Origin of the sequence: Actinokineospora iranica (assembly GCF_900101685.1) — a bacterium.
In the GTDB taxonomy this organism is placed as follows: Bacteria; Actinomycetota; Actinomycetes; order Mycobacteriales; family Pseudonocardiaceae; genus Actinokineospora; species Actinokineospora iranica.
On record NZ_FMZZ01000001.1, the window covers coordinates 1,045,599 to 1,067,970 of the forward strand.

Consider the following 22,372-nt stretch of genomic DNA (forward strand, 5'->3'; position numbering starts at 1 on the left):
GCCACGTCCGGAGAGGACCCCGTGCAGAACTCTGCCCTGCCCATGAACGACGCCACCACCCTGAACGACACGATCTTGAGCGACACGATCTCGATCGACACCGCGCCGAACACCGACGCGCTGAACACCGCCGCTGAGCGCAAGCCCCGGCACCGCCAGGCCGCCAAGGCCGCCGCGGACACCGACGGCGGCGTCACCTTCGCCGACCTCGGCCTGCCCAAGCCGCTGCTGACCGCGCTCGCCGCCGCGGGCATCAACTCGCCGTTCCCGATCCAGGCCGCCACCCTGCCCGACGCGCTCGCGGGCCGCGACGTCTTGGGCCGCGCGCAGACCGGCTCCGGCAAGACCCTCGCGTTCGGACTGGCGCTGCTGTCGCGTCTGGACGGCGGCGAGGCGCGCTCGCTGCGGCCGCGCGGGCTGATCCTGGTGCCCACCCGCGAACTGGCCCTGCAGGTGAGCGACGCGCTCACCCCGCTGGCGAAGTCGCTGGGCCTGTGGTGCCGCACCGCCGTCGGCGGCATGTCCTTCCCGCGTCAGGCCGAGGCCCTCAAGCGCGGCGTCGACCTGCTGATCGCCACCCCGGGCAGGCTCTCGGACCACGTCCGCCAGGGCACCTGCGTGCTGCACGACGTGCGGTTCACCGCGATCGACGAGGCCGACCAGATGGCCGACATGGGCTTCCTGCCGCAGGTGCGGGAAATCCTCGACCTCACCGACCCGACCGGCCAGGTGCTGCTGTTCTCGGCCACTCTGGACGGTGACGTCGACCAGCTCGTCAAGCGCTACCTCACCAACCCGGTCACCCACTCGGTGGACATCGCGACCGCCAGTGTGTCCACAATGGAGCACCACCTGCTGTTGGTGTCCAAGCAGGACAAGGCCGACGTCATCACCGAGATGGCCGCCCGCGAGGGCCGCACGATCATGTTCGTGCGCACCAAGCACCACGTCGACCGCCTGACCGACAAGCTGCGGTCGGTGGGCGTGCGGGCCGGGGCGCTGCACGGCGGCAAGACCCAGGGCGCCCGCAACCGGGTGCTCAGCCAGTTCCGCGACGGCGACATGCCGGTGCTCGTGGCCACCGACGTCGCGGCCCGCGGCATCCACGTCGACGGCGTGAGCCTGGTCGTGCACGTCGACCCGCCCGCGGACTCCAAGGACTACCTGCACCGCGCGGGCCGCACGGCGCGCGCGGGCGAGGCGGGCACCGTGGTCACGGTCGTCACCCACGACCAGCGCCGCAGCGTCGTCCGCCTGACCGACAAGGCGGGCGTCAAGCCGGAGCACACCCGCGTGCGCCCGGGTGACGCGGACCTGATCCGCATCACCGGCGCCCGCATCCCCAGCGGCGAACCGGTCATCGAGAAGGCTCCCCCGGTCCGCCCGCAGCGCGGCGGCCCCCGCGGCGGCCACACCCCACGCCGCGGCGGTGGCGACTTCCGCCGCCGCACCGGCCGCGACAGCTCCGAGGGCCGCCCCGCCCGCGAGGCCCACCCCCGCGACGACCGCCGCGACTCCCACCGCGAACCCGCCCGCGACGGCGCCCCCCGCGGCCGCGACACCCACCACACCCGCGACACCGGCAACCGCGCCACCCGCCGCGCCGCGGCAGCCCCCCGAGGCTGGCGCGAAGGCGACCGCAGGCACAACACCGCCGAACGCGGCTAATCACAACGCCCTGAGTCACCACCAAAGCCGCCCTTTGCGACCCCCTCGCAAAGGGCGGCTTTGGCTATGCCTAGAGAACTCACATAACCTAGAAGGCCCTACCCGCTGCCCTCCACCTCGCCAACCACACTCCCGCGTTACCACTGCGACAAGTCCCGCCTCGACCTCCCCAGCACAGCCCCCACCACCTGCCAACCAAGCCCGCCCCTGCCAAGCGCTTGTCGGGAGCGAGCGGACAGGACAGCAAACCCGCCCCCTGCCAGCGGCACCAACGCCTGCCCAGTGCTCAACGGGTGCGGGAGAGGAAGGCACCGCCCCCTAACAGGCCGCGCCCGAGGACAGCCCACCCTCCTGCCAGGCCACACCGCTGCTGCCAGGCTCCTGGCGGCGGGACAGAGCAGCAATCAGCCCCCTACAAAGCAAGCCGACGCCTGCCCAGTGCTCGATGGGTGCGAGAGGGAGCACCCGCCCCCCACAAAGCCGAACCGAGGCCCGCCCAGTGCTCGATGGGGTGGAGTGGTTTCTTTGGGGGTGAAGGAAGATCCCTAAACTTGCCGTGGTCGTGGGGCCGAAGGCTCCCCACCCGTCTTTCCCACGACGGGATCTTCCTTCGTAGGGGCCCCGAAGAAACCACTCCACCCCATCGAGCCAACCCACCCAACCGACTCACCCACGAACCACATCCCCCAACGGCACCCCAGCAAGCCCCCGAACCTCCCGAGCAAGATGCGCCTGATCCGCGTACCCAGCCGCATAAGCGACATCCCCAAACGCCACCCCCGCCCGCGCCAACCCCAACGCCCGCTGAAACCGCAACACCCGATGCAGCATCTTCGGCCCATACCCGAACGCCGCCCGAGCCCGCCGGCGCAGCTGCCGCTCACTCATTCCCAACGCATCGGCGATCCCCCGCACACTGCCCCCCTCGGCCGCCAACCCGCGAATCACCGCGACAACCGGATCAGGAGCGGCAGGCAGAGCAGCCACCAGAACTTCCTGCGCCGCCACCACATCGGAAGCCGACGCCAACCGCTCCCCCAACTCCGCGGCCCGCGGCCACAGGTCAGCCAACGCCACCCGCGCGTCCCGCAGAGCGTCCGCGGGCACCCCCAGCGCGGTGTCCCCAGGCCGAAAGCGCAGCCCCACCAGCATCCCCGGCTCACTCACGTGCACCTGCGGCCCGGTGTCCGGCCCAGCCACCCACAGCCGCCCGCTCTCCCGATGCCAGATGACATCCACGCAGGCATCAGGCACGATCCGGCTCTCACCAGTCCCCGAGTACTCCCGCGACCACACACAGGCGAGACCCGCCCCCGGCACCCGCCGCTCGCGATAAGTCACGCCCCCAGTGTCCCAGCCCGGATCACCCGCCCAGGTTCGTCCACGGCCGTGTAGACCCGGCTGATCTCCTTGCGCACCCCCGCCACCTCCACCGGGAGCGGGCTAACCAGATCAAGCATCAGATTCACTCTGGAACAACCGGGCAGGCGACAGCGTCCTCACCAGCTACCACCCGCAAGCCGTAGCCCTTGACCGCACGCTTGCTCGCGCACACCCGCGACCCGCGCAAGAGACAGGCGTAGCTCCCCGAACACACCGGCACGCAGCCGCACCCACCCCCGCCGACCAGATGCGGGCGCCGCGACCAAGTAGCGACGAAACTGAACGCCGCCGCCACAAGGCAACCGTTTGAACTCGCACGGCAGCGCCGAACCCAAGTCAGCCGACACCTGGCTTCGGTCATACCTCACTTGTGCCGAAGAACCGGCTAGGCAGGGCTGACAGCGGCTTGTTGAATCGTCACAGACGCGGCGCGGTGGTGTGTGGGGACCGTAGGCACGTGTACCCCGGGCCGTCCTTGCCTTGGTCGGTCGAGTCTCCGAACGGCAGGACGCTCAGGGTTCGCCGCCCAAGTGAGGCGAGGCCGAATCACGTCCACAGAGGCGTCGGCGGGGGTCCACGGTCGATCTTGCCAGACCAACCCACGAGCGACGGCCGTCTGGAACCGCTCAGACGGCCGTCGCTCGTGGTACGTCATGTTCCGATTGTTGTACTCATCGGTCGTTAGGGGGTCCCCAGTCGACCGATGAGAAATCGGTTCCCCACTTTTTCGCTTGTTCGACTAGGTCGAACGTGATGTGCTCGACAGTAATACCGGTGATCAGTTCCCAGTACTCTGCTGAACTCTCAGCGAGCTCCTCACGACGATCCTGGAACTCACTTCGCACTGTGTCGCTGATTCGGCGCTCGTCCATGACGCTGATCGCCCACAGGACTGTCTGCCTGTCGGGCGTCCACTGCTTTTCGCCATGCGTCATGTCGAACATCTCAACTCCACACTGGCTAGCCGGGATCAACCACATACACCCGGTTGCTGCTCACCGGGTTGGGACCGCTGCCGATCGCACCGGGAGGACCAACGACCTGACCGTCGATGTCACCCTGGTAGGTTGCTGATCCACGAACCTTCGTACCACCGACGACCGGTGTGTAATAGGTAGCACTCCCGCCCATGGGAATAGTTTGGGTCTGGTCCGAGGATGCCCTGGGAACCGTCGGGCCCGCCGCAGGGTTACCCGGGCTACCGCCTGAGACAGAACCGAGACGCCCAAAAATCCGCATCTGAATGGGTGGGGTATCGCCCTCACAGGCGATACGGGTCTTGAAGATAACGCTTGCGGCTCCCCGCGAGTAGTGCGGATTGTTCAACGTGGCCGAGCAGACGAATGTCCCCTGCGCGGTGGTCATTCCGAAATGCGTCGTTGTGCTCATGCTCTGTGCACTTGAAGTCGCTCCAGAGGTTGCCAGTATCGCAGACGTGAGAATAACTACAGCGCCAGCCGAATGAAAAGGCTTCATAAATAATCCCCCATACGTCAATTGCAAACGCGGACTACTGATACTTTATAGCATGGAAACAGCATGTTTGTCATGCGCGTTACATGTGGGATCGATCGCAATGCGTGAAGACGAGCGCGGGCAAGTGAAGGTTCACCTCCGCGCGTCCCCTCCCAGGTGGTTACACCACCACTCACACGTCGTGTGACTTACCGCACGTTATGCCAACTTGGTTGGGTGAGCGTTCTCCATTGCGGGCCAAGTTTCTGTTCACCATCTCGACGTCACGCTGAGTCCCACTGCGAATCAACGGCACAGAATCTAGCTGGCCACAGCGACATCTGTGATCACTACTGGCCTCACCGGCTTGCCTCCTCCGGGAGAGGGATTCATGGAGCCGTCATGACCTGCTTTCGCGATCGAGTCGACGACCTGTAGGTCTTCGGCCGAGATCGTACCGAACGCTGAGTAGTCAGGCGGCAGTTCGGCGTTGCCGTAGACGATGAAGAACTGGCTGCCGTTGGTGCCCTTGTTCGTCGCCGGATTCTTGCCCGCGTTGGCCATGGCCAGGATGCCGCGCCCGTACTTGAGTTCGGGGAAGACTTCGTCATCAAAGGTGTAACCCGGGCCGCCGCTGCCGGTGGCCGTCGGGTCGCCGCATTGAAGAACCTGCAGGCTCTCTGTTGTGGTCATGCGGTGGCAGGTGGTGTCGTTGAAGTAGCCCTGCTTGGCCAGGCTAAGGAAGCTGTTGACCGTGCATGGGGCGAGTGCGCGGTCGAGCGTCACCTTTACGTTACCTGCCGAGGTGGCGATGGTTGCGTCGACAGTGCCCTCAGCGGAGATGCTCGCCGAGGGCGGGGCCTGCACGGGCTTCGAGGCTGGTTTGCCTGAGTCAGCAGGATACTCGCAGTTCACCTCAGCGGGCAGCGGAGTTGGCCGTTTTGGGGCTGCGGCGAGATCGGTCGGGATGGTCGCCGGAGTTTCGGGGGACGTGTTCGGCTGGCTCGTCTGGGCTGCGGGGCTCGCCATCGGGTCGTCGCCGATGTTCGCCAACCAGTAGACCAGGCCGACCACCGCCACGACGCCGACGACCGTGCTCACCACGCCGATGATCCGGCGCTTGCGGGCGCGCTCGGCCCTGTTCGCGAGCTGGCGTTCCAGCTTGCGCTTGGCCGCTTCCCGGCGCTGCTCGTTGCTCGGCACCTGGCACCCTCCCTGACCTGACCTGTTGCTGGCTGGCGCGCAGTCTATGGGGGACCCCGGTAAGAACCGTGTGGTGGTACCGGCCACTAGGCTGAGAACCGGCAAAGAAAACCCGCCGACCGGAGGTTCACCCGTGCTTGTCGTCGGCTTCCCGACTGGGGCCTTCCAGGCCAACTGCTTCCTGATCGCCCCAGGCGCCGGGGAGCAATGCGTGATCGTCGACCCTGGCCAGGACGCCGAGGAGCCGATCGCGGAGGCGTTGCGCGAACACCGGCTGTCGCCGGTCGCGGTGATCCTCACGCACGGCCACCTCGACCACATCTATTCCGTGACCCCGGTCTGCGACGGCAACGACGTGCCCGCGTGGATCCACCCCGAGGACCGCTACATGCTCAGCGACCCGCTGCGCGGCCTGAGCCGCGAGTCCGCCCAGTTCTTCGGCGGTCTGCAGCTGCGCGAGCCCCAGGAGGTCCGCGAGATGACCGACGGCGCGGAGCTGGATCTCGCCGGGTTGAAGATGACCGTCGACCACACGCCCGGCCACACTTTGGGCTCGGTCAGCTTCCGGCACGCCACCGACGAGGGCGGCCAGCTGCTGTTCTCCGGCGACACGCTGTTCGCGGGCTCGATCGGCCGCACCGACCTGCCCGGCGGCTCGATGGCGATGATGACCGAGTCGCTGCGCAAGGTGCTCGAACTCGACGACGAGACGGTCGTCCTCCCCGGCCACGGCCCGACGACCACCATCGGCCGGGAACGGGTGAGCAACCCGTTCCTCACCGGCTTGGTCGACCTCTCCGATCCGGCCGCGGAGCACCGCGGTCGGGGCCGGGGCATCTGAGCATGACCGAGGACACCCTTCCCGAGCGCATACCGCTGACCCTGGCCGAGCCGGTCACCCGACGCCGAGGCTGCGTGTCCGCGGGCGTGGCGCTGGTGTTCGGCGCCGCCCTCGGCGGCATCGTCGGCCTGATCGCGGGCCGGTGGCCGGGCGTGGTCACCGCCGCGGTCGTCGCGGGCGTGCTGATGCTGCTGGCCTGGGCCTCAGGCAGGCGCAAGCTGTGGCTGGAGGGCAGCAGCGTGGTGGCCCGCACCATCGGCAGCAAGGCCGTGGACCTGCGCCACGCGGACCGCCTCGAACTGCTGGTCACCGACGTGCGCGGCGTCCGGACGATCGGCCTGCTGGTCGCGCGGGGCCGCACGACGATCAACCTCTCGCTCGCGGTGTACTCCGGCACCGGCGGCCGCGAGCTGGGCATCCTGGTGCTGCGCAAGCTGGCCGACACGCTCGCGAGCAGCGAGAACACCTCCGGCCTGGTGTTCTCCCAGCTGCTGGTCGCCCAGCTGCGGGCGGAGGCCAAGGGCGAGGCGGCGCCCGACCGGCCGCTGTTCCGGCTCGCCTCGGTCGCGCCGGGCGGGCGGCTCGCGCAGCGACTCAAAGCCGACGCGGTGACCCGGTTCGTGGCCTCGCTGGACTGAGCGACACCGCTCACTCCAGCGCGTCGTCGAGCACCGGCTCGCGCACGGCCACGAGCGCGGCCACGGCCGTGGTCACCGGGACCGCGGCCACCAGGCCGATGCTGCCCACCAGGGTCCGCACGATCTCCTGGGCGATGCTCTGCTGCTGCAAGATCGTGCCCAACCCGACATCGGACAGCGACGAGTACAGCAGCACCGGCAGTGCCGCGCCCGCGTAGGCCATGACCAGCGTGTTCACCGCCGAGGACACGTGGTCGCGGCCGATCCGCACCCCGGCCGCGTACAGCCGCCGCCAGCCCAGCGCCGGGTTCGCCGCCCGCAGTTCCCACACCGCGCTCGTCTGGGTCACCGTGACGTCGTCAAGGACGCCGAGCGCGCCGATCACGATCCCGGCCAGCAGCAGCCCTCGGGTGTCGATGCCGTGGCCGAGCGAGCCGACCAGCGTCGCGGTCTGGTCGTCCAGGCCGGTCAGCCGGGCCGCGGCGCTGAACAGGGCGCTCAGCACGCCGATCAGGCCCAGGCTGACCATCGTGCCCAAGACCGCGGTGGACGTGCGGGCGGAGAAACCGTGCGTCAGGTAGAGCACCCCGAACATGATCACGCCCGCGGCGGCGATCGCCACCAGCAGCGGGTTCTCCCCGCCCAGGATCGCGGGCAGGACGAACAGCAGCAGCACCGCGAAGCTCAGCCCCAGCGCCACCAGCGCCTTGAGGCCCTGCCACCGGCCCAGCACCAGCACCGCGACCGCGAACAGCCCCGCGAGGACCGCGAGCGGCATCCCCCGCTGGAAGTCGACGATCTGGTACGAGCCGCCGCTGAGCGGGTCGCCGCCGCTGTAGCCGAGCACCACCTCGTCGCCCACGGCGAAGCGCGGCGTGCTCGGCTCCAGCGGGACGGTCGTGCGGATGTCGCTGCCAGCGGCGGCGCCGTCGGTCATCTCCACGGTCACGATGAGGCACTGGTCGCCCTCGGTCTCACCCACGCCGCACGGGCCCGCCGCCGCGGTGGTGATCGTGCCGAGCACGGCCTGCTGGCCCGCCGCCGCGCTGGTGGTGTCGCCGGTCGGGAACAGCAGCACGACGCCGACCACCGCGGCCAGGGCGAAGGGGGCGAGCAGGAGGGCCAGCAGCCTGCGCACCGGCTGGGACACCGGTCGCGCCGGGCCGTGGTGGTGGCCGTGGCCGTGGCCGTGCCCGGTGGGGAGCGCGTCGTCCTTGGCGTGCCGTCCGCCGGTCACCCGGGGGATCGGCCGGGTCTCCCAGTCATCCACCACGCCATCCTGTCAGCCGATCCGGTCACAGTGGATCGGCGTAGCGGAAGTGCGCTCTTAAGGTTTCCTCACACGCCCGGATCGCGCGGCGCAGGCGGTGCTCGGGAGAGCCGGTAAGCAGTGTCCACGGCACGCCCCGCGCCCGCAGGCCGCGGACGAACCGGGCGGTCATCCACGGCCGCAGGTGCTCGCCGTCGCGCCAGCCGTCCTGGTGGAACGGGACCCCGACGTGATCGGTCAGCAGGTACAGCGCGGGCTTTCCACCGCTGGTGAAGTCGCCGTGCGGGCGGCCGAGGTACCGCTCGCACCAGACGGTCGCCGCCCAGGAGTCGTTGTCGCACACCAAGATCGGCGTCTCGCCCGCCGCCGCGTCCTCGGCGGCGTCCTGGCGGGCCGCAATGTCGGCGAAGTCACCGAGCGTCCACACCAGATCTTCCGGCGCGGGCGGCGGGCAGCCAGCCACCCGCGCGATGGCTCGCGCGGCGGCCAGCTTCTCCTCGGTGTGCAGCCTGCCGTGCTCGGGCACCCAGGGCGCCCCGTAGTGCGCGGCGAGCGCCCGTGACAGCGTGGTCGTGCCGGTCGACTCGGCCCCGATGACGACGACCCGCGCGGCGAGGCCCCGCCGGGTCGGCCGGGCCAGCCTGTGCCAGTGGGCGAACGGGTCGGCGCGCACCGCAGTGCCGGAGACGGGATAACGCTCGCGGTCAGGGTCTACCGCGACGTGCTTAGCGCCGAGCCGTGCCGCTAACTCCTGCCCGTAGGACTCGCTGGTGAACACCGCGTCGACCACGGCGCCCGCCGGGTCGCCCTCGGCGATGGCGCGCCGGGCGAGCACGGACCGGATCACGCCCATGTGCAGGTCCCACACCGCGTCGTCGCGGTAGTCGACCGGGTGGTCGTCGAGGTCGCCGAGCACGGCGACGCCCGCGTCTGCGGCGTGTTCCGCGCTGAGCCACCGCACCCGGTCGGCGATGCTCAGCGACTCCACACTGGACCCGAGGACGGCGACCGTGGTCCGCTCGGACTCCCCGGCGGCCGTCCGCACCAAGTGGTGGTGGCCCGCGTGCGGCGGGTAGAACTTGCCCAGCACGAGGGCGTGCCGGAATCTCACGCCGCGGCCAGGGCCGGGGTGCGCAGGTCGGCCCACCAGGCGCGAAGACCCAGCGCGCACAGCGCCATGAAGCCGACATAGAGGATCGCGGTAAGCCACAGGTCCTTGTACGCGTAGAGCGGCACATAGATCAGGTCGGCGGCGATCCACAACCACCAGCACTCGACCTTCTTGCGCGCCTGGCCCCAGGTGGCCAAGAGAGACAACACAGTGGTCACCGCGTCCGGGAACGGCACCGTGGAGTCGGTGGCCGCCGCGAGGAGCCACGTGAGCGCGAGGGTGCCCGCGATTCCGATCCCGGCCAGCACCCGCCATTGCCGCGCGGTGGTTCGCGAGACCGCGAGAGCGCTGTGCCCTTCGCCGCCGCGCCGTTCGCCGCCGCGCAGCCACGCCCACCAGCCGTACACGGCGAGCGCGAGGTACACCGTCTGCAGCCATGCGTCGGCGTAGATGCCCGCGGTGATGAACAGCGCGAAGAACGCCCCGTTGTTCACGATCCCGATCGGCCAGTTCCACGGGTTCTGCCGAGCAACCAGCCACACGCACAGCGCCCCGGTGAGGAACCCGATCACCTCCATCCGCGACGTCGGCGCCCCGAGCAGGGTGAAGGCGGTCGCCCGCAGCGGGTCGAGAACCTGATCCAGCGCCACGGTGTCGCCCTTCGTCCGATGTCGCCTGAGCCTACGAAACGCCGTTCGTCTCGTCGCTCGGCCGTTCGTCGCAAGCCGTGGCCGAACCGGTTGCACGCCAGTCGAACATGTGTTCGACTGGTCGTGTGCGATGGGATGGACAGCGGGTGGACAGGCGCCCCGCGGCTGAGACCGGCGAGCAGGCACTGCCTGGCTTGCCCGGTCTGGTGCGCAGCGTGCGGACGCCGGAGTTCGCCGGGATCGTCTTCCACGAGGTCCTGGCGAAATCGGTGCTGAACAAGGTGCCCGGGAGTTCGCCGATGCCCTTCGGGTGGACGGTGAACCCGTACCGCGGGTGTTCGCACGCGTGCAGCTACTGCCTGCACGGCGACACGCCGATCCTGATGGCCGACGGCAGCACGAAACCGTTGGCGGAGCTACGGGTCGGCGACAGGGTCTACGGCACCGAGCGCCGGGGGAACTACCGGCACTATGTGCCCACGGAGGTGCTCGACCACTGGTCCACGGTGAAGCCCGCCTACCGGGTCACCTTGGCGGGCGGCACACAGCTCATCGCCAGCGGCGACCACCGGTTCCTCACCGAACGCGGGTGGAAGCACGTGGCAGGCGCCATGTCGGGCCCCGCCCGCCGCCCGCACCTCACCGCGGGCAACAAGCTGATGGGCACCGGCCCGTTCGCCGCGCCGCCGAAGGACACCGTCGACTACCGCCGGGGCTACCTGTGCGGCGTGGCCCGCGGCGACGGCGGCCCACCGCCCGCCCCGGAGGTGGGCGCCCGGGTCGCGGAGTACCTGGAAGGCGACCTCGCGGTGCACCTCCCCGTCGAGTGGCCCGCCGCCCCGACCGACGAGTGGCGCAAGGGCCTGCTGGCGGGCGTCTTCGACACCGACGGCACGTTCTCGCACCGCATCCTGCGCCTGCCGAACCTGGGCCCCCGCACCCTCGACGCGGTGGTCGAGGCGTTGGCCGCCTTCGGTTTCCACCATGCCATCGAGTCCCGCCGCGCCCCCGGCGGCAAACGCTGCGTCCGGGTCGACGGCGGCCTCACCGAGCACCTGCGGCTGTTCCACCTGGTCGCGCCCGCGGTCACCGCCAAGCGCGCCATCGACGGCGCCGCCATCAAGTCCGGCGCCCGCCTCGGCGTCGCGTCGATCGAGCCGCTGGGCCTGGACCTGCCGCTGTTCGACATCACCACCGGCACCGGCGACTTCATCGCCAACGGTGTCGTGAGCCACAACTGCTTCGCCCGAAAATCCCACACCTACCTCGATTTGGACGCGGGCCACGACTTCGACACCCAGATCGTGGTCAAGGTCAACGCCGCCGAAGTGCTCGCCCGGCAACTCGCCGCGCCGCGCTGGACCCGCGAGCACGTCGCCATGGGCACCAACACCGACCCGTACCAACGCGCCGAGGGCCGCTACCGCCTGATGCCCGGCATCATCCGGGCCCTGGCGGGCTCCGGCACCCCCTTCTCCATCCTCACCAAGGGAACCGTCCTGTCCCGAGACCTTCCGCTGCTGTCCGCCGTCAGCACAGAGGTCCCGGTAGGCCTGGGAGTCTCCATCGCCCTGCTCGACAGGACGCTCCAAAGCAGTCTCGAACCAGGAACCGCCAGCCCCCAAGCCCGCCTGGAACTGGTGCGCCGAATCACCGACGCGGGCCTGTCCTGCGGCGTGTTCGTCGCCCCGGTCCTCCCCGGCCTCTCCGACTCGGTGGAGCAGTTGGACGCCCTGCTGGCCGAGATCGCCGCCGCGGGCGCCACCGGCGTGACAGTGCTGCCCCTGCACTTACGCCCAGGCGCCCGAGAGTGGTTCGCCAGCTGGCTCGCCCGCGAACACCCCACGCTGGTCCCCTTGTACAGACGGGTATACGGCAAGGGCACCAACGCCGACATCCGCTATCGCCGAGCTTTGGGAACCCGCGTCGCCCCCTTGCTCCGCCGCCACGGCCTAGCGCCCAAGGCCACCCGAGACGTCCAGAAGAACGACCGGTGGCCAGGCGGCAGCCTGCCCGCGGGAGCCCCGGAAGTGGAGGTGTCCCAAGAGCAGCTGACCCTCCTCTAAGTCCTCTATGGACCACTGGATGGTGGTCGCACAGGACCAAATTGAATACCGGGGTCGCCTCCCACCACCTGGCTCCCATGCCGCACGCGGTCACCCCGCAGCCCGGCACCCGGGAACCACGGTGCGGCAACACGGGCACGCCTGCTGTGGTTTCGAGGACCGGACGGGGCGTCACGGCCGCTTCCCCACCGACCAACGCGGGTTCCACCGGATCGCAGCAGACCCACCAGTCACCCTCCGGTGAGCCGCTGTCCGACGGGACAACGAACGCTCCGCCTTGGCAAGCAACGGACCGAGCGCGCCGAGGTCGGATCCGACAAACCGCTGTTGTCGGGCCCGCTATCCGCAACGAAGCAGATCGAGCAGGCAAACGTCCAGGGCGGGAAAGCAGGCGTGTGCCGCGCGGCACGGGACTCGACCCGCTCGACTTTCGCGAGCCTCGACGCCTTCCCACCCGAGGGTTCCCTGCCCGGGGACACGCGAACCCAGGACAGCCGGAATTCGCGTGCTTGGAACCGGAGCGGTGAGTCGCGGCTGGACTGGCGCACCAGTGCTGGACCGGCCGAGGTCACAGCTGGACCGGCGCGGCTGTCGCCGGATCGGTATGGTGCGAATGGCCCAACACAGCCAGCCCTGGACATGCGGGGGGCATTGGGCTGACGCTGCACCAGCGACACCACCACCCCACCCCGACACAACCACTGCCCCAACCAGCAGGGCGCAACCGGACCATCCCAACTGAGCCGCACCGACGGCGTTGCGACTGAACCGCGGCACCGTCGCAGCTGAACCGGACGTGCTCAAGCTGGATCGGCGGTGAGCCGCCAACTCCTGGTGTCCGCGAACAGGCGGAGAACCGCGGCGGTGTCACCGACTTCGGCCGCGGCAGCGCATACCCACGGCATACCCACGGCACCGCAGGGTGAGGCGATGGTTTCGCGGGGCTGCCTGATGGGCGACTAGGTCCTGCTTCGAAGTACCGGTGCGTGCAGGCCGTGATCGGGGTGGTTCCTGGCGGTGCGGCCGCGGCGCCGCTCGTACCGGTGTCGTACTTGGGCGTCGCGGCCGTGCCGCCAGGGGCCGCATCCGACGCGGCTGGCGTGTGCCGGTACTCCGAGACAGGACCTAGCGGTCGGCGTGCGCCGGTTGCCCGGTGTCGGTCCAGTCGGTGCGTTGTAGTTCGTACTCGACTTCCCCGTGCTCGGTGCCGGGGAGTGGATCGTCGAAGTGGAGGTGGAAGGTCCGCACGTGTTTCAGGCCCGCTTTCGCCAGGACGCGGCGGGAAGCGGTGTTGACCGCCATGGTCTGGGCCCACACGCGGCGGGCGCCGAGGTCGGTGAACGCCTTCCGGAGCAGGGCGCGCGACCCCTCGGTGGCGTAACCCCGGCCCCAGGCCGACGCCTTGAGGCGGTAGCCGAGTTCCACCTCCGCGACACTGCCGTCCTCGGGCGGTTGCAGGGCGAACCAGCCCACGAACTCCCCGGTGGAACGTTCGACGGCCGCCCAACGACCAGCCGGTCCTCGGTCGTAGGCGCGCAGAATCCCGGGCAGGACGTCATCCTCGATCTCCGCTCGCGGCGTCGGTTCGCCAGTGAGAAAACGCATGACCTCAGGGTCGCCGTCCAGCACCACGAGGTTGTCCACGTCCGCTTCGGTGAATCGACGCAGCACCAGCCGATCGGTCGCCAGGAAAACGCGCACCACTGGCCTTTCTCGACAGAAGGGCGTACTCACTCGCCATTATGGACGGAACTGACTCTGCCGTCCACGGATTTTCCCGACTGCCGTCCCGCGACCGCGCCGTGATCAGGAGCTCCTGAGCCATCCGCACACCGGCAGACCCACCCGCTTTGCGGAGGCAATGTAGTGGGAACCCATCGGCCGTCCGCGGACTCTGATCTGGAGAACGCACCCGATCCCAAGGAGGTCACACCACTGGAAGCCACCTTGTAACGAAGGAGTCAGCACGGCCCCCGTCAGCCGACGAGGACCGCGGGAAAAATTTCTGCTGACTTTTTTGCTCCAGGAGGGGACAACGACCGACTCTGGAGCGTTATAGAGGTGTAAGAGCAGCGCACTGCCGATGCAGTGCCAACGTATGTCCGCACGAGGCGTCTGGGGAGGCGCCTCACGGACAGGGGGGCCGCGAGGCCGGGATCCAACGGATCCACGTGTACGCAGGTTGTTAGACGATTTTCGCTTGGGGGACTAGCGAATGAGTACGTTTCATGTTGTTGTGCCGTTTTGTCCGCAATCGGACCACCGCGGCCGCGATCGCGAATGGTAGGTCCGCCTGAGAGCGCCGACTTCCCGGTCGACGCCGATTCTCCACAGTGTGACAGTGGTTCCGGCCCGCCCACCGAACTCGGGAGCCGGAGTCCGCCTGTCGCCCCGTCCTGACGGTGGCCTTCGAGGCTTCGATGCCTTTCGTTGCCTCGAAGGCTGCTGTTGACATCCGTGCTTGTCGCGGTAGGACTATGGCCGGTCGGGGATATCTCCCGACCGGCCTTTTCGCCGTGCGCTCTTTGCTCGATGGGGTGGGGCACCTGGCGGGCGTCGGTGTGCCCGGGCAGGCGGGCAGGCGCGCCGTTCACCTGGCGAATGCGGGTACGGCGGGCAGGGGGCGGGTTTGGTGCACCAACCAACCCCATTGAGGTGGGCAGGGTAGGTGCGGCTGGGCTGAACCTGGTGGCGGTTGATGGGCTGCTTGCACTCCATCAAGCGCTTGGGCGTTTTGGGGCGGCAGGGCGACTGGGCCGTGTGGGGTTAAGAGGGTAGGAGGTTGTAGGCGCGGAGGGTCTTGAGGGACTCGATGGTCAACACGCCTGCCCACTCGAACTCGGTTACCGGGGTCCAGATGGCCCAGCGGGCCCGCCAGCCGCCGTCGGGGTGTTGGGTGGTGATCAGGGTGTTCAGGCTGGCCTCCATCTCGGCGTCGGTGAACCAGTGCCGGGCCAGGCTGTCGGGGGTGGGGGCGTACTCGTGGGGGGTGTGGAGTTCTGCCGGGTTGTAGCCGGGTGGGGTTTCACCCTCGGCGCCCAGGCGGACATGGCCGCTTTCGCGGACCAAGGCGCCGATGTGGGTGGCGGCCGCCGCTGCGCGGGGGCGGTCGGTGGCGGCGTCCAGGAAGGTGACGCAGGCCAGTGCCTCGTAGGGGTGGGTCGAGGTGAGGGATTCGATTCGGGGCCAGCAGAAGGCGGCGGCTCGGTCGACCCACGGGTGAGTCACTCCCGACCGCCAGAGGGTGGCTACCAGGTTGGCTGTGGGGAGTAGGGAGCCCTCGTAGGTTTCCGGGACCGCCCACCAAGGGGCGCGTGGGTAGTCGAGGGCGTTCGGGTGGACGAAGGGGACACCGCCGTCTGGTGCGGTGATGGAGTCCAGGTAGTCGCAGACGGCGTCGTCGGGTTTGGCTCCTGCCTCGTGCAGGATGTGCAGTGCCGAGAGGACTGTCACGGGCTGGCTGCCGGGGCCTCGGCCGTCGGGTTCGAGGGCGTTTCCGTAGCCGCCGTCGGGGTTTCGGTAGGCCGCCAGGGCGGTGAGGACCGGTTCCGGTGCGCCCGTTCCGAACAGGAACTCGAACCGCCTGCGCTCCAGGATGCGGGCTGTGCGCAGGATGAACGTCTCCGCGAGGCGCATGGCCTCTCCGCTGAATGTCTTCACACAGACAAGGTAAGCGTGGCTACCCGTCGAGTCTTGTACGAATCGGACCTCTTAGGACGCGGATGTCACCCGGTAGACGTCGTAGACGCCCTCGACGCTGCGGACGGCCTTGAGCACATGGCCCAGGTGTTTGGGGTCGCCCATCTCGAAGGAGAAGCGGCTTACCGCTACTCGGTCGCGGGAGGTGGTGACCGACGCGGAGAGGATGTTCACCTTCTCGTCGGCTAGCACCTTGGTGACGTCCGAGAGCAGCCGGTGGCGGTCCAGGGCCTCGACCTGGATGGCGACCAGGAACACCGACGAGTCCGACGGGGCCCATTCGACTTCCAGCAGGCGCTCCGGGGAGGCCAGGAGTTCACCCGCGTTGGTGCAGTCGGTGCGGTGCACGCTGACGCCGCCGCCCCGGGTCACGAACCCCAGGATCTCGTCGCCGGGGACCGGGGTGCAGCAGCGGGCCAGTTTCACCCACACGTCGCTGGCTCCCTTGACCACAACGCCCGCGTCGCCCGAGGCGCGGCGGCGGGTGACCGTGGACGGGGTGGCGCGTTCGGCCAGTTCCTCTTCCGCGTGCTCGACGCCGCCGAGCAGCGCCACGAGCCGCTGCACGACGTGCCGCGCGGAGGTGTGGCCCTCCCCCACCGCCGCGTAGAGGGAGCTGACCTCGGGGTAGCGCAGTTCGCGGGCGAGCGCGGTGATCGAGTCCGCGGACACCAGGCGCTGCATGGGCAGGCCGACCCGGCGCACCTCCTTGGTGATCGCGTCCTTGCCCGCCTCGATCGCCTCTTCCTTGCGCTCCTTGGCGAACCACTGCTTGATCTTGGCCCGGGCCCGCGGCGACGCGGCGAACGCCAGCCAGTCGCGGCTGGGTCCGGCGCCCTCGGCCTTCGAGGTGAAGATCTCGACGACCTCGCCGTTTTCCAGCTTGCGTTCCAGCGCGACCAGCCTGCCGTTGACCCGCGCGCCGATGCAGCGGTGCCCGACCTCGGTGTGCACCGCGTAGGCGAAGTCGACCGGCGTCGACCCGGCGGGCAGCGTCTGCACGTCGCCCTTGGGGGTGAAGACGAAGATCTCGCGGGTGGCCAGGTCGTAGCGCAGCGACTCCAGGAACTCGCCCGGGTCGGCGGCCTCCCGCTGCCAGTCGAGCAGCTGGCGCATCCAGGCCATCTCATCGACCTCGACGCCGCTGTGGGTGCCCTTGGTCTCCTTGTACCGCCAGTGCGCCGCGATGCCGTACTCGGCGGTGCGGTGCATCTCGTGGGTGCGGATCTGCACTTCCAGCGGCTTGCCGTCCGGCCCGATCACGGTGGTGTGCAGCGACTGGTAGACCCCGAAGCGGGGCTGGGCGATGTAGTCCTTGAACCGGCCGGGCATCGGCTGCCACAGCGCGTGCACCACGCCCATGGCCGCGTAGCAGTCGCGCACGTCGTCAACGAGGATGCGCACGCCCACCAGGTCGTGGATGTCGTCGAAGTCGCGGCCGCGGACGATCATCTTCTGGTGGATCGAGTAGTAGTGCTTCGGTCTGCCCTCGACCTTGGCGGTGATCCGCGAGGCCTCCAGGTCGGAGCCGAGCTGGGTCACGACCGTTTGCAGGTACGTGTCGCGCGAGGGCGCCCGGTTGGCCACGAGCCGCACGATCTCGTCGTACTTCTTGGGCTGCAGGATGGCGAACGCCAGGTCCTCCAGCTCCCACTTGACGGTGGCCATGCCCAGCCGGTGGGCCAGCGGGGCGAGCACCTCCAGCGTCTCGCGGGCCTTCTTGGCCTGCTTCTCCGGCGGCAGGAAGCGCATGGTGCGCATGTTGTGCAGCCGGTCGGCGAGCTTGATGACCAGCACGCGCGGGTCGCGGGCCATGGCGATGACCATCTTGCGGATGGTCTCGGCCTCGGCCGCGGTGCCCAGCTGCACCTTGTCGAGCTTGGTGACGCCGTCGACCAGGTGCGCCACCTCGTCGCCGAAGTCGGCGCGCAGGCTCTCGATGGAGTACTCGGTGTCCTCGACGGTGTCGTGCAGCAGGGCCGCGACCAGCGTCGTGGTGTCCATGCCCAGCTCGGCCAGGATCGTGGCGACCGCGAGCGGGTGGGTGATGTACGGGTCGCCGGACTTGCGCCGCTGGCTGCGGTGCATCTCCTCGGCGATGTCGTAGGCGTGCTGCAGCAGGGCGAGGTCGGCCTTGGGGTGCAGTTCGCGGTGGACAGCGGCCAGCGGCTCCAGCACCTGTTTGACGGGGGCGGCCCGCTGCGCGGTGATCCGGCGGGCCAGCCGCGCGCGGACCCGCCGGGTGGCCGAGGGCTCCCGGCTCGCCTGCGTCAGCGGCTCGGCCCCGGTCGCCCCTGCGGCGCCTGTCTCCACGTCGTGGGTCACCCATGCTCCCGGCAAGCTCGGTCGCCCTGCGGCGCACGACTCCCTCCGGGTCACGGGTGTGGCCCGGGTACCGAGAATAACTCTGAAAGGCCTGCTTACCGGTGGGCGGGGCGACGAACAGCCCACACCGGACGACGAACCGCCACCGGCGATACGCCCGACGCGTCGCGGACGACCGCCCGTCGCGGCAGCCTGACAGTGGTCAGACGGTCACCAGGCGGGAACGGCCGCGGCCACCCGGCCGACGGGGGCGGGCGATCTTGGTGACGAGCGCCACTGTCCGCTCTCGGTCACGCCGTGATCAGGGACCGGACTCCGTGCGGGGCGAGCCGGGCCCGGCCGCCGAGGGCGGCGATCTCGATCACGACCGTCACGCCCGCCACTTCCGCGCCTGCCCGCCGCACCAGGCCCGCCGCGGCCTCGACGGTTCCGCCGGTGGCCAGGACGTCGTCGACGACGACCACCCGGTCGCCCGGCCGGAGAACGTCGGCGGGCAGTTCGAGGGTGGCGGTGCCGTATTCCAGGGCGTAGGTGGCGCGGTGGGCGACCGCGGGCAGCTTGCCGGGCTTGCGGACCGGGACGACGCCGTAGCCGTGCGCTGCCGCCATGGCCGCGCCGAAGAGGAAGCCGCGGGCCTCGACCGCGACCAGGGTGCTGACCCCGGCCGGGACGGTGGCGGCCAGGGCGTCGGTGACGGCGCGGAAGCCGTCGCGGTCGGCCAGCAGCGGGCTCAGATCACGGAACAGGACGCCCGGCTCGGGGAAGTCGGGGACTTCCCGGACGAGACCGAGCGCCCTGTCCAGAGCGGTTTCCGACACCCTCAGCGGCGCTTCTTGCCCGACGGCCTGCCGGTGCGCCGCGCGTCCCCCGCCTTCGGGTTGCGGACCGGGACGCTCGCCGCGCTCGCGTACGCCTTCTCGCGGCGAAGCTCGCCGTCGAGCGACTCGTCGTCGGTGAGGTCTGGCTCGACGGCGCCCGCCTGCGCCTTGCGGGCCGCGTTGGCCCGGCGCAGCGCGACGCGCTCGGCCTGCTGCTTGAACTTCGGCTCGGTCATCTTCAGGTCGACCAGCAGCGGCGTCGCCAGGAAGATCGAGGACAGCACGCCCGCGAGCATTCCGGTCAGCTGCACCAGTGCGAGGTCCTGCAGGGTGCCGACGCCGAGCAGGCCGACGCCGACGATCAACATGCCGATCACCGGCAGCAGCGCGAACAGCGAGGTGTTGATCGACCGGATCAGGGTCTGGTTCAGCGCCAGGTTCGCCGCCTCGGCGTAGGTCCGCCGGGTCAGGCCGAGCAGGCCTCGGGTGTTCTCCTTGACCTTGTCGAACACCACGACCGTGTCGTACAGCGAGAATCCGAGAATGGTGAGCAGGCCGATCACCGTCGCCGGGGTGACCTCGAACCCGACCAGCGAGTACACGCCCATGGTGACCACCACGTCGTGGATCAGCGCGCCCAGCGCCGCGACGGCCATCCACTTCTCGAAGTACAGCGCGAGGAAGATCGTCACCAGCACCAGGAACACGCCCAGCGCGATCAGCGCCTGCTGCGAGATCTGCCCGCCCCAGGTGCCCGACACGGCGCTGTCGCTGATCTGCGCCACCGACGGCTCGCCACCCGGCGGCTGCGGGCGCAGCTCCTCGAACAGCGCGTCCTTCACCCGCGAGACGTCGGCGACGCTCAGCGTCTCGGACTTGATCTGGATCGTGGCGTTGGCCCCGGTGCCGACCTGCTGCACGGAGGCGGGCTCGCGGTTCAGCGTCGCGGTGAAGACCTCCTGCACCTGGTCGGTGGAGATCGGGCCTGCGGCGCTGGCCGCCGGGAGCTGGATCTTCGTGCCGCCCTCGAAGTCGATCCCGAGGTTGAACCCGCGGAAGACCATCGAGGCGACGCACACCAGCATCAGCACGCCGAAGATCACGTACCAGCGCTTGCGCTTGCCGACGATGTCGAACGCGCCCGTGCCGGTGTAGAGCCGGTCGAACACGCTTGCCTTGTGGCTCTTGGCCGTGACCACGTCACCGGTCGAGCCAGCCTCGTTGGCCACAGACCCGTTGGACACAGCCTCGTTGGCCTCGTTACCCGGAGTCTCGTTAGTGGACACGTCACACTTCCTTCGCGGCGGCGGCCGCGGCGGACCGCGGGGCGCGCTGGGCGACCAGGGACCGCTGCGCGGTGCCCAGGCCCGACAGCTTGGGGTTGCTGGACAGGTACTTCGACTTCGAGGCGATCGCGACCAGCGGGTGGGTCACCAGGAACACCACGATGAGGTCGAGCACCGTCGACATGCCGAGGGTGAACGCGAAGCCGCGCACCTGGCCGACCGCCAGCACGTAGAGCACCGCGGAGGCAAGGAAGCTCACCGCGTCGGCGGAAAGGATCGTGCGGCGCGACCGGACCCAGGCGCGCGGGACCGCGGAGCGGAACGTGCGCCCCTCCCGGATCTCGTCCTTGAGCCGTTCGAAGAAGATCACGAACGAGTCCGCTGTGATGCCGATCGCCACGATGAACCCGGCGACGCCCGCGAGGTCGAGGGTGAAGTTCATCCACCTGCCCAGCAGCACCAGCACCGCGTAGACGACGACGGCGGAGAGCACCAGCGACAGGATCGTCAGCACACCGAGCAGCCGGTAGTAGATGAGGCAGTAGATGAACACCAGCGCGAGGCCGATGCCGCCCGCGATGAGGCCTGCCTGCAGGGAGGCGAGGCCGAGCGTCGCGGAGACCGTCTCGGCCTCGGACGGCTCGAACGACAGCGGCAGCGAGCCGAACTTGAGCACGTTCGCGAGCTTCTGCGCCTCGCTCTGCTTGAAGCCGCCCTGGCCGCCGCTGATCTGGGTGTCGCCGCCGCTGATGGCGCTCTCGATGGTCGGCGCGGAGACCACCTCGGTGTCGAGGACGAACGCGGCGCGCTCCCGCACGTGCGAGGCGGTGTACTCCGCCCAGATCCGCGAGCCCTCGGACTTGAAGCTCACGCTGACCACGAAGCCGACGCCCCGCGGGTCGGCCATCGCGTTGGCGTTGCTGATCTCGGTGCCCTCAAGGAACGACGGGCCGAGGATGAACTTCTCCACGCCGTCCTGGTCGCACGCGGCGAGCGGCAGCTTCGGGTCGTCGTTGCCGACCAGCGGGTCCTTCTGGCCGGGCGCGCAGTTCAGGGTCGCCAGGGCGGCCTGCTGCAGCGCCTGGTCGGCGGGCACCTCGGCACCGTCGGGGCCCTTGCTCGGCGCGAGCCGGACATCCTGGCGGCACGCCTTGCCCATGCTGATCAGGTCGGGGGCCTCGGTCTTGGGGTCGGCCAGCATCGCCGAGTACTTGGCGCACTCGTCCGCGCCCGCGGGCGGGGCCGGTGGCGTCGGCGGCGCGGTCGGGTCCTGCGCGGCGGCGGGGGCGGGGCGGCCCTGCGGCGGGGCGCTCGACGGCGGCGCGCTCGCGGGGGCCGATGCCGAGGGCGCGGCGGGCGGCGTGGTCGCCGGGGCCTGGCCGGTCTGCTCCGGCTGAAGCTGCGCGCCGACCGAGCCGATCACCGGGCGGAAGCGCAACTGCGCGGTCTGGCCGAGGTCCTTCGCCCGCTCGCCGTTCTCACCGGGGACGGTGATGACGATGTTGTCGCCGTCGAGGACGACTTCCGCGCCGGAGACGCCGGTGCCGTTGACCCGGGTCTCGATGATCTGGCGGGACAGCTCCAGCGATTCCTTCGACGGCGGCTCGCCGCTCTCGGTGCGCGCGGTGAGCGCGACCCGGGTCCCACCCTGTAGGTCGATGCCCAGCTTGGGCTTCGCCTGATGGTCGCCGGTGGCGAAGACCAAGGCGTACAGGACAGCGACGACTGCTACGAAGAACGCCAGATAGCGTCCTGGGCGGATCTGCCCAACCGGTGGTGCCACGGTCGGTCCGTCTCCTCGGCTCGAGCGGATGTGCCCGGGTCGCCGCGCACGCCGCGAAGGTGTGGTCAAAGCGCCGCGCCCGCACCCGACTTCCAGATGTGGGTGAGGGCGCAGCGTACCTCTAGCCAGGTGAGACCCGCGTAGCGCGGGTCACGCCGCGCTCCCTGGTCGGAGCG

Annotated in this window: 17 protein-coding genes; 4 read left to right on the forward strand and 13 right to left on the reverse strand. The window is 69.8% G+C overall.

The window, feature by feature from the left end; translation table 11 throughout:
• Nucleotides 1-42 precede the first annotated feature (42 nt).
• Nucleotides 43-1,668: a DEAD/DEAH box helicase gene (locus BLS56_RS04850; RefSeq protein ID WP_091448471.1), complete on the forward strand. Its 1,626-nt coding sequence runs from the start codon at nucleotides 43-45 to the stop codon at nucleotides 1,666-1,668.
• Between the two features lie 666 nt (nucleotides 1,669-2,334).
• On the opposite strand, the gene BLS56_RS04855 is transcribed toward BLS56_RS04850, so the two are convergent.
• The 4 genes from BLS56_RS04855 to BLS56_RS04865 form a co-directional block, all read right to left on the reverse strand.
• Nucleotides 2,335-3,009 carry a helix-turn-helix domain-containing protein gene (locus BLS56_RS04855; RefSeq protein WP_091448473.1) on the reverse strand — a complete coding sequence of 225 codons (675 nt, stop codon included), beginning with the start codon at nucleotides 3,007-3,009 and terminating at the stop codon, nucleotides 2,335-2,337.
• Nucleotides 3,006-3,128 (reverse strand): hypothetical protein, encoded by a 123-nt coding sequence (locus tag BLS56_RS32705; protein ID WP_267463890.1) that lies wholly within the window; start codon nucleotides 3,126-3,128, stop codon nucleotides 3,006-3,008. The genes BLS56_RS04855 and BLS56_RS32705 overlap by 4 nt, the downstream gene beginning before the upstream one ends.
• 594 nt (nucleotides 3,129-3,722) lie before the next feature.
• Entirely contained in the window at nucleotides 3,723-3,995 is a 273-nt protein-coding gene (locus BLS56_RS04860; protein ID WP_091448476.1) for a hypothetical protein, read from the reverse strand.
• Between the two features lie 832 nt (nucleotides 3,996-4,827).
• Nucleotides 4,828-5,709 (reverse strand): peptidylprolyl isomerase, encoded by an 882-nt coding sequence (locus BLS56_RS04865; protein WP_091448479.1) that lies wholly within the window; start codon nucleotides 5,707-5,709, stop codon nucleotides 4,828-4,830.
• 133 nt (nucleotides 5,710-5,842) lie between these two features.
• On the opposite strand from BLS56_RS04865, the gene BLS56_RS04870 reads away from it, so the two are divergent.
• Nucleotides 5,843-6,550: an MBL fold metallo-hydrolase gene (locus BLS56_RS04870; protein ID WP_091448481.1), complete on the forward strand. Its 708-nt coding sequence runs from the start codon at nucleotides 5,843-5,845 to the stop codon at nucleotides 6,548-6,550.
• Nucleotides 6,551-6,552: 2 nt separating this feature from the next.
• Nucleotides 6,553-7,188 (forward strand): hypothetical protein, encoded by a 636-nt coding sequence (locus BLS56_RS04875; protein WP_091448483.1) that lies wholly within the window; start codon nucleotides 6,553-6,555, stop codon nucleotides 7,186-7,188.
• A gap of 10 nt (nucleotides 7,189-7,198) precedes the next feature.
• Here the strand turns inward: BLS56_RS04875 and BLS56_RS04880 are convergent, their stop codons facing one another.
• Genes BLS56_RS04880 through pnuC form a run of 3 tightly spaced genes read right to left on the reverse strand, consistent with a single transcriptional unit; the run spans nucleotide 7,199 to nucleotide 10,219 of the window.
• Nucleotides 7,199-8,458, reverse strand: coding sequence for a YibE/F family protein (locus BLS56_RS04880; RefSeq protein ID WP_407640474.1), 1,260 nt, complete (start codon nucleotides 8,456-8,458; stop codon nucleotides 7,199-7,201).
• A 25-nt stretch (nucleotides 8,459-8,483) separates the two neighbouring features.
• A complete protein-coding gene (locus tag BLS56_RS04885) occupies nucleotides 8,484-9,569 on the reverse strand; it encodes an AAA family ATPase (protein ID WP_091448484.1) in 1,086 nt (361 codons plus the stop codon).
• Nucleotides 9,566-10,219, reverse strand: a complete 654-nt coding sequence (gene pnuC, locus BLS56_RS04890; protein ID WP_091448486.1) for a nicotinamide riboside transporter PnuC — start codon at nucleotides 10,217-10,219, stop codon at nucleotides 9,566-9,568. The genes BLS56_RS04885 and pnuC overlap by 4 nt, the downstream gene beginning before the upstream one ends.
• A gap of 107 nt (nucleotides 10,220-10,326) precedes the next feature.
• Between pnuC and BLS56_RS04895 the strand changes: the two genes are divergently transcribed.
• A complete protein-coding gene (locus BLS56_RS04895) occupies nucleotides 10,327-12,285 on the forward strand; it encodes an intein-containing Rv2578c family radical SAM protein (protein WP_091448488.1) in 1,959 nt (652 codons plus the stop codon).
• Between the two features lie 1,125 nt (nucleotides 12,286-13,410).
• On the opposite strand, the gene BLS56_RS04900 is transcribed toward BLS56_RS04895, so the two are convergent.
• The 6 genes from BLS56_RS04900 to secD form a co-directional block, all read right to left on the reverse strand.
• On the reverse strand, nucleotides 13,411-13,986 hold the full coding sequence (locus BLS56_RS04900; RefSeq protein ID WP_091448811.1) for a GNAT family N-acetyltransferase: 576 nt from the start codon (nucleotides 13,984-13,986) through the stop codon (nucleotides 13,411-13,413).
• Between the two features lie 1,065 nt (nucleotides 13,987-15,051).
• Nucleotides 15,052-15,945, reverse strand: a complete 894-nt coding sequence (locus BLS56_RS04905) for a hypothetical protein (protein WP_228771351.1) — start codon at nucleotides 15,943-15,945, stop codon at nucleotides 15,052-15,054.
• A gap of 51 nt (nucleotides 15,946-15,996) precedes the next feature.
• The gene (locus tag BLS56_RS04910; protein WP_175482684.1) at nucleotides 15,997-18,297 is read right to left on the reverse strand and encodes a RelA/SpoT family protein; all 2,301 of its coding nucleotides are present in this window, start codon (nucleotides 18,295-18,297) and stop codon (nucleotides 15,997-15,999) included.
• A gap of 302 nt (nucleotides 18,298-18,599) precedes the next feature.
• Nucleotides 18,600-19,127, reverse strand: a complete 528-nt coding sequence (locus BLS56_RS04915) for an adenine phosphoribosyltransferase (RefSeq protein ID WP_091448492.1) — start codon at nucleotides 19,125-19,127, stop codon at nucleotides 18,600-18,602.
• Nucleotides 19,128-19,129: 2 nt separating this feature from the next.
• Nucleotides 19,130-20,356, reverse strand: coding sequence for a protein translocase subunit SecF (gene secF, locus BLS56_RS04920; RefSeq protein ID WP_407640485.1), 1,227 nt, complete (start codon nucleotides 20,354-20,356; stop codon nucleotides 19,130-19,132).
• A 58-nt stretch (nucleotides 20,357-20,414) separates the two neighbouring features.
• The gene (secD, locus tag BLS56_RS04925) at nucleotides 20,415-22,196 is read right to left on the reverse strand and encodes a protein translocase subunit SecD (protein WP_091448497.1); all 1,782 of its coding nucleotides are present in this window, start codon (nucleotides 22,194-22,196) and stop codon (nucleotides 20,415-20,417) included.
• Nucleotides 22,197-22,372 lie beyond the last annotated feature (176 nt).